Source organism: Cellulomonas sp. H30R-01 (assembly GCF_010119915.1).
Classification (GTDB): Bacteria; Actinomycetota; Actinomycetes; order Actinomycetales; family Cellulomonadaceae; genus Cellulomonas; species Cellulomonas algicola.
This window is the reverse complement of the sequence record NZ_CP048210.1, coordinates 2,533,663-2,545,673: the sequence shown is the minus strand read 5'-3', so window position 1 is coordinate 2,545,673 and position 12,011 is coordinate 2,533,663. Positions and strand designations below refer to the sequence as shown.

22 protein-coding genes are annotated in these 12,011 nt (G+C 69.5%); all 22 read left to right on the top strand.

The window, feature by feature from the left end; genetic code table 11:
* The first annotated feature begins 1 nt into the window (after position 1).
* The 22 genes from rplD to map all read left to right on the top strand — a co-directional run bounded on the left by rplD (position 2) and on the right by map (position 11,870).
* Entirely contained in the window at positions 2–691 is a 690-nt protein-coding gene (gene rplD, locus GXP71_RS11380) for a 50S ribosomal protein L4 (RefSeq protein ID WP_124342368.1), read from the top strand.
* Positions 688–990: a 50S ribosomal protein L23 gene (rplW, locus tag GXP71_RS11375; protein WP_124342369.1), complete on the top strand. Its 303-nt coding sequence runs from the start codon at positions 688–690 to the stop codon at positions 988–990. Before rplD ends, rplW begins: the two co-directional genes overlap by 4 nt.
* 25 nt (positions 991–1,015) lie before the next feature.
* On the top strand, positions 1,016–1,852 hold the full coding sequence (rplB, locus tag GXP71_RS11370) for a 50S ribosomal protein L2 (RefSeq protein WP_013770168.1): 837 nt from the start codon (positions 1,016–1,018) through the stop codon (positions 1,850–1,852).
* A 12-nt stretch (positions 1,853–1,864) separates the two neighbouring features.
* Complete coding sequence (rpsS, locus tag GXP71_RS11365) at positions 1,865–2,146, top strand: 30S ribosomal protein S19 (protein WP_124342371.1); 282 nt, start codon at positions 1,865–1,867, stop codon at positions 2,144–2,146.
* A gap of 52 nt (positions 2,147–2,198) precedes the next feature.
* Positions 2,199–2,567 carry a 50S ribosomal protein L22 gene (gene rplV, locus GXP71_RS11360; RefSeq protein ID WP_124342372.1) on the top strand — a complete coding sequence of 123 codons (369 nt, stop codon included), beginning with the start codon at positions 2,199–2,201 and terminating at the stop codon, positions 2,565–2,567.
* Positions 2,567–3,403: a 30S ribosomal protein S3 gene (gene rpsC / locus GXP71_RS11355; protein ID WP_162352741.1), complete on the top strand. Its 837-nt coding sequence runs from the start codon at positions 2,567–2,569 to the stop codon at positions 3,401–3,403. Before rplV ends, rpsC begins: the two co-directional genes overlap by 1 nt.
* Before the next feature lie 3 nt (positions 3,404–3,406).
* Positions 3,407–3,823, top strand: a complete 417-nt coding sequence (gene rplP / locus GXP71_RS11350) for a 50S ribosomal protein L16 (protein WP_124342374.1) — start codon at positions 3,407–3,409, stop codon at positions 3,821–3,823.
* A complete protein-coding gene (rpmC, locus tag GXP71_RS11345; protein ID WP_013882864.1) occupies positions 3,823–4,062 on the top strand; it encodes a 50S ribosomal protein L29 in 240 nt (79 codons plus the stop codon). The genes rplP and rpmC overlap by 1 nt, the downstream gene beginning before the upstream one ends.
* A 7-nt stretch (positions 4,063–4,069) precedes the next feature.
* Positions 4,070–4,354 (top strand): 30S ribosomal protein S17, encoded by a 285-nt coding sequence (gene rpsQ / locus GXP71_RS11340; protein WP_162352740.1) that lies wholly within the window; start codon positions 4,070–4,072, stop codon positions 4,352–4,354.
* A 145-nt stretch (positions 4,355–4,499) separates the two neighbouring features.
* Entirely contained in the window at positions 4,500–4,868 is a 369-nt protein-coding gene (gene rplN / locus GXP71_RS11335; RefSeq protein WP_034625870.1) for a 50S ribosomal protein L14, read from the top strand.
* A gap of 2 nt (positions 4,869–4,870) precedes the next feature.
* Positions 4,871–5,212 (top strand): 50S ribosomal protein L24, encoded by a 342-nt coding sequence (rplX, locus tag GXP71_RS11330; protein WP_124342375.1) that lies wholly within the window; start codon positions 4,871–4,873, stop codon positions 5,210–5,212.
* Positions 5,212–5,778, top strand: a complete 567-nt coding sequence (rplE, locus tag GXP71_RS11325) for a 50S ribosomal protein L5 (protein ID WP_124342376.1) — start codon at positions 5,212–5,214, stop codon at positions 5,776–5,778. Before rplX ends, rplE begins: the two co-directional genes overlap by 1 nt.
* A 2-nt stretch (positions 5,779–5,780) precedes the next feature.
* On the top strand, positions 5,781–5,966 hold the full coding sequence (locus GXP71_RS11320; protein WP_013770178.1) for a type Z 30S ribosomal protein S14: 186 nt from the start codon (positions 5,781–5,783) through the stop codon (positions 5,964–5,966).
* Positions 5,967–6,052: 86 nt separating this feature from the next.
* The gene (gene rpsH / locus GXP71_RS11315) at positions 6,053–6,451 is read left to right on the top strand and encodes a 30S ribosomal protein S8 (protein ID WP_013770179.1); all 399 of its coding nucleotides are present in this window, start codon (positions 6,053–6,055) and stop codon (positions 6,449–6,451) included.
* Positions 6,452–6,475: 24 nt separating this feature from the next.
* Positions 6,476–7,015 carry a 50S ribosomal protein L6 gene (rplF, locus tag GXP71_RS11310; protein ID WP_124342377.1) on the top strand — a complete coding sequence of 180 codons (540 nt, stop codon included), beginning with the start codon at positions 6,476–6,478 and terminating at the stop codon, positions 7,013–7,015.
* Positions 7,016–7,018: 3 nt separating this feature from the next.
* Positions 7,019–7,390, top strand: a complete 372-nt coding sequence (rplR, locus tag GXP71_RS11305) for a 50S ribosomal protein L18 (RefSeq protein ID WP_124342378.1) — start codon at positions 7,019–7,021, stop codon at positions 7,388–7,390.
* Between the two features lie 31 nt (positions 7,391–7,421).
* Complete coding sequence (gene rpsE / locus GXP71_RS11300; protein ID WP_162352739.1) at positions 7,422–8,066, top strand: 30S ribosomal protein S5; 645 nt, start codon at positions 7,422–7,424, stop codon at positions 8,064–8,066.
* On the top strand, positions 8,066–8,248 hold the full coding sequence (rpmD, locus tag GXP71_RS11295; RefSeq protein WP_124342380.1) for a 50S ribosomal protein L30: 183 nt from the start codon (positions 8,066–8,068) through the stop codon (positions 8,246–8,248). The genes rpsE and rpmD overlap by 1 nt, the downstream gene beginning before the upstream one ends.
* Before the next feature lie 2 nt (positions 8,249–8,250).
* Positions 8,251–8,973: a 50S ribosomal protein L15 gene (rplO, locus tag GXP71_RS11290; protein ID WP_162352738.1), complete on the top strand. Its 723-nt coding sequence runs from the start codon at positions 8,251–8,253 to the stop codon at positions 8,971–8,973.
* A gap of 162 nt (positions 8,974–9,135) precedes the next feature.
* Positions 9,136–10,434, top strand: coding sequence for a preprotein translocase subunit SecY (gene secY, locus GXP71_RS11285; RefSeq protein ID WP_124342382.1), 1,299 nt, complete (start codon positions 9,136–9,138; stop codon positions 10,432–10,434).
* The gene (locus GXP71_RS11280; protein WP_162352737.1) at positions 10,431–11,003 is read left to right on the top strand and encodes an adenylate kinase; all 573 of its coding nucleotides are present in this window, start codon (positions 10,431–10,433) and stop codon (positions 11,001–11,003) included. Before secY ends, GXP71_RS11280 begins: the two co-directional genes overlap by 4 nt.
* Positions 11,004–11,027: 24 nt before the next feature.
* The gene (gene map, locus GXP71_RS11275; protein WP_162352736.1) at positions 11,028–11,870 is read left to right on the top strand and encodes a type I methionyl aminopeptidase; all 843 of its coding nucleotides are present in this window, start codon (positions 11,028–11,030) and stop codon (positions 11,868–11,870) included.
* Positions 11,871–12,011 lie beyond the last annotated feature (141 nt).

Below are 12,011 nucleotides of genomic sequence, written 5' to 3'. Positions count from 1 at the left end.
CATGAGCGACACGCTGACGGTCGACGTCCTCGACCCGCAGGGCAAGAAGGCCGGCACGGCCGACCTGCCCGCGGACGTCTTCGACGTGCAGACCAACGTCCCGCTGATCCACCAGGTCGTCGTCGCGCAGCTCGCGGCGGCACGCCAGGGCACGCACGACACCAAGTCGCGCGGCGAGGTCCGTGGTGGCGGCAAGAAGCCGTACAAGCAGAAGGGCACCGGTCGCGCCCGCCAGGGTTCGACGCGTGCTCCGCAGTTCGCCGGTGGTGGCGTCGTCCACGGCCCCACGCCGCGTGACTACAGCCAGCGCACCCCGAAGAAGATGAAGGCCGCGGCGCTCCGCGGTGCTCTCTCGGACCGCGCCCGCGCCGGCCGCGTGCACGTCGTCTCGGGCTTCGCCCCGGGCACGGCGCCGTCGACGAAGTCCGCTCTCGCCGTCCTCGACAACCTGTCGGGCCGCAAGAACGTGCTGGTCGTCGTCGAGCGTCAGGACGAGATCACGTGGAAGTCGCTGCGGAACGTCGAGCGGGTGCACCTGCTGGTCGCGGACCAGCTCAACACCTACGACGTGCTGATCTCTGACGACGTCGTGTTCACGCAGGGCGCTCTCGACGCGTTCCTGGCCGGCCCCGCCAAGGGTGCCAAGGCCGTGGCGAGCGAGTCCGAGGCCGCCGAGGAGGAGACCAAGTGACCACCGTCGGCAAGGACCCCCGCGACATCCTGATCGCGCCGGTCGTGTCCGAGAAGAGCTACGGCCTTCTGGACGAGGGGAAGTACACCTTCCTCGTCGACCCGCGCGCCAACAAGACCGAGATCAAGATCGCCGTCGAGCAGGTGTTCGGCGTGAAGGTCGACTCGGTCAACACCGCGAACCGTCAGGGCAAGGCCCGTCGGACCCGGTTCGGCATCGGCCGCCGCAAGGACACGAAGCGTGCGATCGTCACCCTCCGCGAGGGCACGATCGACATCTTCGGCGGACCGGTCGGCTGAGCGGCCCGGAAGGATCTGAGGACTCATGGGAATCCGTAAGTACAAGCCGACGACGCCGGGCCGCCGTGGCTCGTCGGTCGCCGACTTCGTCGAGATCACGCGCTCCACGCCGGAGAAGTCGCTGGTCCGCCCGCTGCACAAGACGGGTGGCCGCAACTCCACCGGTCGTGTGACCACGCGCCACCAGGGTGGCGGTCACAAGCGTGCGTACCGCGTCATCGACTTCCGTCGTCACGACAAGGACGGCGTGCCGGCCAAGGTCGCTCACATCGAGTACGACCCCAACCGCACCGCCCGCATCGCGCTCCTGCACTACGCGGACGGCGAGAAGCGCTACATCATCGCGCCGAACAAGCTGTCGCAGGGCGACGTCATCGAGAACGGCCCCGGTGCCGACATCAAGCCCGGCAACAACCTGCCGCTGCGCAACATCCCGACCGGTACGGTCATCCACGCCATCGAGCTGCGGCCCGGTGGCGGTGCGAAGATCGCGCGCTCGGCCGGTGCGTCCGTGCAGCTCGTCGCGAAGGACGGCCCGTACGCGCAGCTGCGCATGCCGTCCGGCGAGATCCGCAACGTCGACCTGCGCTGCCGCGCCACGGTCGGCGAGGTCGGCAACGCCGAGCAGTCGAACATCAACTGGGGCAAGGCCGGCCGCATGCGGTGGAAGGGCAAGCGCCCCACCGTCCGTGGTGTCGCCATGAACCCGATCGACCACCCGCACGGTGGTGGTGAGGGCAAGACCTCCGGTGGTCGCCACCCGGTGAGCCCCTGGGGCCAGCCCGAGGGTCGTACCCGCCGTCCGAACAAGCCGAGCGACAAGCTCATCGTGCGCCGTCGGCGCACCGGCAAGAAGCGCTGATAGGAGCCCGAGATGCCTCGCAGCCTCAAGAAGGGCCCGTTCGTCGACGGCCACCTCCAGAAGAAGGTCGACGCGCAGAACGAGGCCGGAAGCAAGAACGTCATCAAGACGTGGTCCCGCCGTTCGGTCATCACCCCGGACTTCCTGGGTCACACGTTCGCGGTGCACGACGGGCGCAAGCACGCGCCGGTCTTCGTCACGGAGTCGATGGTCGGGCACAAGCTCGGCGAGTTCGCCCCGACGCGCACGTTCCGCGGCCACGAGAAGGACGACCGGAAGGGCCGTCGCCGCTGACCTCGGTCAGCTGGTGACGCCCTGACGGCAGAGACAAGAAGGCAGGACAGCAATGGAAGCCAAGGCGAAGGCGCGGTTCGTCCGCGTCACGCCCCAGAAGGCCCGGCGCGTCGTGGACCTCATCCGTGGCAAGCAGGCCGGCGAGGCCGTGGCGGTGCTGAAGTTCGCGCCGCAGGCGGCCGCGGAGCCCGTCCTCAAGACGGTGCAGTCGGCGATCGCGAACGCGGTCGAGGGGGCGAAGCGCAACAGCGAGCGGCTCGACGAGGCGAACCTCTACGTCTCCGAGGTGTTCGTCGACGAGGGCCCGACGCTCAAGCGGTTCCGTCCGCGGGCGCAGGGTCGTGCCAGCCAGATCCTCAAGCGCACGAGCCACATCACCGTGGTCGTCGCTGAGCGCGAGACGAAGGGACGGACCCGATAGTGGGACAGAAGGTCAACCCGCTCGGGTACCGCCTGGGCATCACGACGGACCACCGGTCGCGCTGGTTCGCCGACTCGACGAAGCCGGGTCAGCGCTACCGCGACTACGTCCGCGAGGACGTGCAGATCCGCAAGCTCATGAGCACGGGTCTCGAGCGCGCCGGCATCGCGAAGGTCGAGATCGAGCGCACGCGTGACCGCGTCCGCGTCGACATCCACACCGCCCGCCCGGGCATCGTCATCGGGCGTCGTGGCGCGGAGGCCGACCGCATCCGCGGCGAGCTCGAGAAGCTCACGGGCAAGCAGGTCCAGCTCAACATCCTCGAGGTCAAGAACGCCGAGATCGAGGCCCAGCTGGTCGCCCAGGGCATCGCCGAGCAGCTCGCGAGCCGTGTCTCGTTCCGCCGCGCGATGCGCAAGGGCATCCAGTCGGCGCAGCGCGCCGGCGCCAAGGGCATCCGCGTGCAGGTCTCCGGCCGCCTCGGCGGCGCGGAGATGAGCCGCACGGAGTTCTACCGCGAGGGTCGTGTGCCGCTGCACACGCTCCGCGCGAACATCGACTACGGCTTCTTCGAGGCCCGCACGACCTTCGGCCGCATCGGCGTGAAGGTCTGGGTCTACAAGGGCGACATCACCGAGAAGGAGTTCGCCCGCGAGCAGGCGACCCAGGCTCCGCGCCCGGCCCGTGGCCCGCGCGGTGACCGTGGCGAGCGTGGCGACCGCGGCCCCCGTGGCGGCGGCCGTCGCGAGCGCACCTCGGACGCCCCTGTCGAGGCCCCCGCGCCCGAGGCCGCTCCCGCGGCGGAGACCTCGGCTGAGACCGGAACGGAGGCCTGAGCCGTGCTCATCCCGCGCCGACTCAAGCACCGCAAGCAGCACCACCCCGGCCGCTCCGGCGCGTCGACCGGTGGCACCAAGATCTCGTTCGGCGAGTACGGCATCCAGGCTCTCGAGCCCGCCTACGTCACGAACCGGCAGATCGAGGCTGCGCGTATCGCCATGACCCGCCACATCAAGCGTGGTGGGAAGGTCTGGATCAACATCTACCCGGACCGTCCCCTCACGAAGAAGCCCGCCGAGACCCGCATGGGTTCCGGCAAGGGCTCGCCCGAGTGGTGGATCGCCAACGTCAAGCCCGGCCGAGTGATGTTCGAGCTCGCCGGCGTCCCGGAGCCGCTGGCTCGCGAGGCCATGCGCCGCGCCCAGCACAAGCTCCCGATGAAGACCCGTTTCGTGGTTCGCGAGGGTGGTAACTGATGGCTATCGGAACCAAGGACCTGGCTCCCACCGAGCTGGACGCCTTCGACGACGAGAAGCTGGTCGCCGAGCTGAAGAAGGCCAAGGAGGAGCTCTTCAACCTCCGCTTCCAGTCCGCGACCGGTCAGCTCGAGAGCCACGGCCGTCTGAAGGCCGTCCGCCGCGACATCGCCCGGATCTACACGATCCTGCGCGAGCGCGAGCTCGGCATCCGTACCGCTCCGACCGCGAGCGAGTGAGGGCAGCATGAACGAGAAGAGCACCACCGCCACGGCGGAGCACCGCGCGTACCGCAAGACGCGCCGCGGCTACGTCGTGAGCGACAAGATGGACAAGACCGTCGTGGTCGAGGTCGAGGACCGGGTCAAGCACCCGCTCTACGGCAAGGTCATCCGGCGGACCAGCAAGGTCAAGGCGCACGACGAGCAGGGCTCGGCCGGCGTCGGCGACCTCGTCCTCATCATGGAGACCCGCCCGCTGTCCGCGACCAAGCGGTGGCGCCTGGTGGAGATCCTCGAGAAGGCCAAGTAAGCAGCAGCACCCAAGTTGCCCACGGGCGGCGGGGGTGACCCCGCGAGGGAGCACCCCCGCCGCGACGTGTGCATCACGGCAACTACGTCAGGCCAGGCTCGGCGACCAGCTCGACCGAGAACCCGCCGGACGACAGGAGTAGGCAATGATCCAGCAGGAGTCGCGACTGCGTGTCGCCGACAACACGGGTGCCAAGGAGATCCTCTGCATCCGCGTTCTCGGTGGTTCCGGCCGTCGCTACGCAGGCATCGGTGACGTCATCGTCGCCACCGTCAAGGACGCGATCCCCGGCGGCAACGTCAAGAAGGGCGACGTCGTCAAGGCCGTCATCGTGCGCACCCGCAAGGAGCGCCGCCGTCCGGACGGCTCGTACATCAAGTTCGACGAGAACGCCGCCGTGATCCTCAAGAACGACGGGGAGCCCCGTGGGACGCGCATCTTCGGCCCCGTGGGCCGCGAGCTGCGCGACAAGAAGTTCATGAAGATCATCTCGCTGGCGCCGGAGGTGCTCTGACCATGGCGAAGATCAAGAAGGGCGACCTCGTCCTCGTCATCTCGGGGCGCGACAAGGGCAAGCAGGGCCGCGTGCTCGAGGTGCTCACCGAGACGCAGCGCGTCGTCGTCGAGGGCGTGCAGCGCGTGCAGAAGCACGTCAAGGCCGGCCAGACGCAGCGTGGCACCCGCACGGGTGGCATCGAGACCGTCGAGGCCCCCATCCACATCAGCAACGTGATGCTCGTCGACCCGGAGACCAAGAAGGGCACCCGGGTGGGCTACCGCACCGAGCAGGTCGAGCGTGACGGCCGCACGCGGAACGTCCGTGTCCGCGTCGCCAAGCGTTCCGGTAAGGACATCTGATGACCGAGATCACCGCTCCGGCCCAGCCGCGTCTGAAGACCCGCTACGCCGAGGAGATCAAGCCGGCGCTCAACACGCAGTTCGCGTACGAGAACATCAACCAGGTCCCGCGCCTGGTGAAGGTCGTCGTGAACATGGGTGTCGGCGACGCCGCCAAGGACTCCAAGCTCATCGAGGGCGCGATCCGCGACCTGACCCAGATCACGGGCCAGAAGCCGCAGGTCACCAAGGCCCGCAAGTCCATCGCGCAGTTCAAGCTGCGCGAGGGCATGCCGATCGGCGCGCACGTCACGCTGCGCGGCGACCGTGCCTGGGAGTTCCTGGACCGCCTGCTCTCGACGGCGCTTCCCCGTATCCGTGACTTCCGCGGCCTGTCGGCGACGCAGTTCGACGGCAACGGCAACTACACGTTCGGCCTCACGGAGCAGTCGATGTTCCACGAGATCGACCAGGACCGGATCGACCGTGTCCGCGGCATGGACATCACGATCGTCACGACGGCGAACAACGACGACGAGGGTCGCGCCTTCCTCAAGCTCCTCGGCTTCCCGTTCAAGGAGAACTGACCATGGCGAAGACCGCTCTGATCAACAAGGCTGCCGCCAAGCCCAAGTTCGCGGTGCGTGCGTACACGCGCTGCCAGCGCTGCGGCCGTCCGCACTCGGTGTACCGCAAGTTCGGCCTGTGCCGGATCTGCGTGCGGGAGATGGCCCACCGCGGCGAGCTCCCCGGCGTCACCAAGAGCAGCTGGTAAGACCCCCAGTAGGAACGATCGTCGGTAGGTCCCGGGCCCGCGTCGAGCGGGTCCGGGATACCCCGGCGAGAAAGGGCTGAAGCCCGATGACCATGACCGACCCCATCGCAGACTTCCTCACGCGTCTGCGCAACGCGAACTCGGCGCACCACGACACGGTGTCGATCCCGTTCTCGAAGCTCAAGTCGCACGTCGCGGAGATCCTGCAGGCCGAGGGCTACATCCAGGGCTGGACCGTCGAGGACGCCCCTGTGGGCAAGAACCTCGTCGTGACCCTGAAGTACGGCCCCAACCGCGAGCGTGCGCTCGCCGGCCTGAAGCGCGTGTCCAAGCCGGGCCTGCGCGTGTACGCCAAGTCGACCAACCTGCCCAAGGTGCTCGGCGGCCTGGGCGTGGCGATCCTCTCCACGTCCTCGGGTCTCCTCACCGACAAGCAGGCCGCCAAGAAGGGCGTGGGTGGGGAAGTCCTCGCCTACGTCTGGTAATCGAGACCCGGAAGGAGAACGCCAATGTCTCGTATCGGCAGGATCCCCGTTTCGGTCCCGACCGGCGTGGACGTCAACATCGACGGTGCCGTCGTGACGGTGAAGGGCCCCAAGGGCACCCTCTCGCACACGGTCGCCGCACCCCTCGAGGTCGCGCGTGACGAGGCCGGTGCCCTCGTGGTCACCCGCCCGAACGACGAGCGCCTCTCGCGCTCGCTGCACGGCCTGACCCGCACGCTCCTGGCGAACCTGGTCACCGGCGTGACCGAGGGCTACGTCAAGAAGCTCGAGATCGTCGGCACCGGTTACCGCGTGACCGCGAAGGGCTCGGACCTCGAGTTCGCGCTCGGCTTCAGCCACCCGGTCGTCGTCACGCCGCCGGAGGGCATCACCTTCGTCGTCGAGGCGCCGACCCGCTTCTCGGTGCAGGGCATCGACAAGCAGCAGGTCGGCGAGGTCGCCGCGAACATCCGCAAGATCCGCAAGCCCGAGCCGTACAAGGGCAAGGGCGTGCGGTACGCGGGCGAGAACGTGCGCCGCAAGGTCGGAAAGGCTGGGAAGTAAGCCATGGCGATCAGCATCAAGGGCAAGGGCAAGACGATCGCCCGCCAGCGCCGGCACCTGCGCCTGCGCAAGAAGGTCGTGGGCTCGGCTGCTCGGCCGCGCCTCGTCGTCACCCGCTCCGCCCGTCACATCACGGCCCAGGTCGTGGACGACGGCATCGGCCAGACCATCGCGTCGGCGTCGACCCTCGAGGTCGACCTGCGCGGGGCCGAGGGCGACAAGTCCGCCAAGGCCCGCAAGGTCGGCGAGCTCGTCGCCGAGCGCGCGAAGGCCAAGGGCATCGACGCGGTCGTCTTCGACCGCGGCGGCAACAAGTACCACGGCCGGGTGGCCGCGGTCGCCGACGGTGCCCGCGAGGGTGGTCTGAAGCTGTGACGACGTACACCGGGAAGAAGAGGACTCACTGATGGCTGCTCCTGCACGCAGCAACACCGGTGCCCAGGGCGGCACCGGCGGCGACCGCCGCGACGGCGGCCGTCGTGACGGTGGGCGTCGTCAGGACGCCGCCGAGAAGAGCCAGTTCGTCGAGCGCGTCGTGACGATCAACCGCGTCGCCAAGGTCGTCAAGGGTGGCCGCCGCTTCAGCTTCACCGCGCTCGTCGTGGTGGGCGACGGTGACGGCACCGTCGGCGTCGGCTACGGCAAGGCCAAGGAGGTGCCCGCGGCGATCGCCAAGGGTGTCGAGGAGGCGAAGAAGAACTTCTTCCGCGTCCCCCGCATCCAGGGCACCATCCCGCACCCCATCACGGGTGAGGCCGCCGCCGGTGTCGTGTTCCTGCGTCCGGCGTCGCCGGGTACCGGTGTGATCGCCGGTGGTCCCGTGCGCGCCGTCCTGGAGTGCGCCGGCATCCACGACGTCCTGAGCAAGTCGCTCGGCTCGTCGAACGCGATCAACATCGTCCACGCGACCGTCGCGGCCCTCCGTGGCCTCGAGCAGCCGGAGGCCGTGGCCGCGCGCCGTGGTCTGCCGGTCGAGCACGTCGTCCCGGCCGCCCTCCTGCGGGCCCAGGCCGAGGGCCGTGCGGCCGCCGCGGAGAAGGTGGGTGCGTGATGGCTCGTCTCAAGGTGACCCAGAAGAAGTCGGGCATCGGTGGCAAGCAGAACCAGCGCGACACGCTGCGCACCCTGGGCCTCAAGCGGATCGGCGACGTCGTCGTCAAGGAGGACCGCCCTGAGATCCGCGGCATGGTCCAGACCGTGCGGCACCTCGTCGCGGTCGAAGAGGTGGAGTGAGCATGGCTGACGAGAAGAAGGAGACCGAGGAGGTGACGGCCCCCAAGGCCGCCGCCAAGAAGGCTCCCGCCAAGAAGGCCGCCGACGCGGCTGCCGAGGCTCCGAAGAAGACGACGAAGGCGAAGGCCGAGAAGGCCGAGACCGCTTCCGCCGCTGCGGAGAAGCCGGCTGCCGAGAAGAAGGCCCCGGCCAAGAAGGCCGCCGCTCCGGCGAAGGCCGAGAAGGCTGCGCCGACGGAGGCCGCCCGCAAGGCGGCCGAGGCCGCCGCCCAGCCCGGCGCCGGTGGCACCCTCAAGGTGCACCACCTGCGTCCGGCCCCGGGTGCCAAGACCGCCAAGACCCGCGTGGGTCGTGGTGAGGCGTCCAAGGGCAAGACGGCCGGTCGTGGTACCAAGGGCACCAAGGCCCGGTACCAGGTCCCGGCCGCCTTCGAGGGCGGGCAGATGCCGATGCACATGCGTCTGCCGAAGCTGCGTGGCTTCAAGAACCCGTTCCGCGTCGAGTACCAGGTCGTCAACCTGGACAAGCTCTCGGCGCTCTACCCGGACGGTGGCGACGTGACGGTCGCCGACCTGGTCGCGAAGGGCGCGGTCCGCAAGGGCCAGCCCGTCAAGGTGCTCGGCACCGGCGAGCTCACGGTCAAGGTCTCCGTGGCCGTGGACGCCTACTCGGCGTCCGCCAAGGAGAAGATCGTGGCTGCCGGCGGCTCCGTCGCGCAGGACTGATCGCCGGACGAGGCCGGTGGGATCTCAATTCCCACCGGCCTCGTTCCGTTTGTCGTCGGGCATCCGTTAGGGTGCCTCGTTGCCCCGCGTCGTGGCGGGGTTCGCGGTCCGGGACAGCCGGGTCGCACGAGACGCCGCCGATCGGCGGCCCAGGAGGACCAGGTGCTCAGCGCATTCGTCCGGGCGTTCAGGACGCCCGACCTGCGGCGCAAGCTGCTCTTCACGATCGGGATCATGGTCGTCTTCCGGATCGGCTCGTTCCTGCCGACCCCGGGCGTCAGCTATCCCAACGTGCAGGTCTGCATCGACCAGACGCAGGGCGCGAACGACCTGATCGGGATCGTGAACCTGTTCAGCGGGGGAGCGCTCCTGCAGCTCTCCGTGTTCGCGCTGGGGATCATGCCGTACATCACGGCGAGCATCATCATCCAGCTGCTGCGCGTGGTGATCCCCAAGTTCGAGGAGCTGCACCGCGAGGGCCAGTCCGGCACCGCGAAGCTCACGCAGTACACCCGGTACCTGACGATCGCCCTGGCGGTCCTCCAGTCGACGACGATCATCACGATCGCGCGCAGCGGCCAGCTCTTCCAGGGCTGCACCGTCGACGTCATCCCGAACGACAGCTGGGTGACGCTGCTCATCATGGTCATCACGATGACCGCGGGCACCGGCCTCATCATGTGGCTCGGCGAGCTCATCACCGAGCGCGGCGTCGGCAACGGCATGTCGCTCCTCATCTTCACGTCGATCGCCGCGAGCTTCCCCGGCGCGATGTGGTCGATCGCCGGGGGCGCCGGCGGTGGCGCGAAGTTCGTCGCGGTCCTCGCCGTCGTCGTGCTCGTCATCGCGCTCGTCGTCTTCGTCGAGCAGTCGCAGCGCCGCATCCCGGTGCAGTACGCCAAGCGCATGGTCGGCCGCCGCATGTACGGCGGCTCGAGCACCTACATCCCGATCAAGATCAACATGGCCGGCGTCATCCCGGTGATCTTCGCGTCGTCGCTCCTCGCCGTCCCGGGCCTCATCGCCCAGTTCGGCGACCCGACCGCGGGCTGGGTCCAGTGGGTCTCGCGCTACATCGCGGACCCGGCGTCGCCGTGGCACATCGCGATCTACGTGCTCCTCATCATCTTCTTCTGCTACTTCTACACGGCGATCACGTTCAACCCGGACGAGGTCGCGGACAACATGAAGAAGTACGGCGGATTCATCCCCGGCATCCGCGCCGGTCGCCCCACGGCCGAGTACCTCGACTACGTCATCACGCGGATCACGGCTCCGGGCTCGATCTACCTCGCCCTCGTCGCGCTGATCCCGACCATCGTCTTCATCGCCCTCGACGTCAGCACGAACATCCCGTTCGGCGGCTCGTCGATCCTCATCGTCGTCGGTGTGGGGCTGGAGACCGTCAAGCAGATCGAGTCGCAGCTCCAGCAGCGGCACTACGAAGGGTTCCTGCGGTGAGCGCACGTCTCGTCCTCCTCGGCCCGCCCGGAGCGGGCAAGGGCACCCAGGCGGCCCGGCTCGCCGAGCGTCTCGGCGTCCCCGCGATCTCGACCGGCGACATCTTCCGCGCCAACATCAAGGGCGGCACCGAGCTCGGCCAGAAGGTCCAGGCGATCACCGCGTCCGGCGCGCTGGTCCCGGACGAGCTGACGAACGACCTCGTGCGGGACCGGCTCGCGCAGGACGACGTCGCCGAGGGTTTCCTGCTGGACGGATACCCGCGCAACGTGGCCCAGGTCGCGGCGCTCGACGAGATCCTCGGCGACCGTGCGGTTGACCTCGCGGTCGAGATCACCGCGGACCCCGACGTCGTCGTGGGCCGTCTGCTCAAGCGCGCCGAGATCGAGGGCCGTGAGGACGACACCGAGGACGTCATCCGACACCGGCTCGACGTGTACGCCGAGCAGACCGCCCCGATCTCGGCCGTCTACGCCGACCGCGGTCTGCTCGTGCAGGTCGACGGGATCGGCGAGGTCGACGAGGTCACCGAGCGGCTCGTCGCCGCGATCGGCTCGCTCGCCCGCTGACGCGGGCCCTCGTAGGTGGTGCCCGTGTTCGGCCGTGAGCGCATCGAGTACAAGACCCCCGACCAGGTGCGCGTCATGCGACGTGCCGGCCTGGTCGTCGCCGACGCCCTCTCGGCGGTCCGGGAGCGAGTCGCCCCCGGGGTGACGACGGCCGAGCTCGACGCCGTCGCCGCCGCGGTCATCGCCGACGCCGGCGCGACCCCGTCCTTCCTCGGGTACCACGGGTACCCCGCGACCCTCTGCGTGTCCGTCAACGACGAGGTCGTGCACGGCATCCCCGGCGCGCGCGTGCTCGAGCCCGGTGACGTCGTGTCCGTCGACTGCGGCGCCGTCGTCGACGGCTGGCACGGCGACTCGGCCATCACCGTCGTGCTCGACGGCGGCGAGAAGGCCGACGCCGACCTCGCGGAGACGACACGGCAGGCCATGTGGGCCGGGATCGCCGCGCTCGCGTCGGCCGAGCGGCTCGGCGCTGTCGGTGAGGCCGTCGAGGACGTCGTGGACGCGGCCGCCGAGGCCGGTCTGAACGACGGGCGTCGGTACGGGGTCGTCGAGGAGTACGTCGGTCACGGCATCGGGTCCGCGATGCACCAGCCGCCCGACGTCCTCAACTACCGGGCGCGCGACCGCGGCCCGCGCGTGAAGCCGGGCCTGTGCGTCGCGATCGAGCCGATGGTCGTCCGCGGGCAGCGCTTCACCCAGGTGCTCGACGACGACTGGACCGTCGTGACCGTCGACGGGTCGCGCGCGTCGCACTGGGAGCACAGCGTCGCCGTCCTCGAGGACGGGATCTGGGTGCTGACCGCACACGACGGGGGAGCGGCCGAGCTCGGCACGCTCGGTGTCGAGGTCGCCCCGCTGGTCTGACCCGACCGTGAGGGCGGTGGAGGTCGCGAACCTGCTGACGGGCAGCGCGAACGGCGCGCGGTAGGCGTCGTGGACCGGGTCAGGCCCGCGGGCGACGTCGCCGCCGACCGCGTCGACGCGCTGATCCACGTTCGCGGTGCC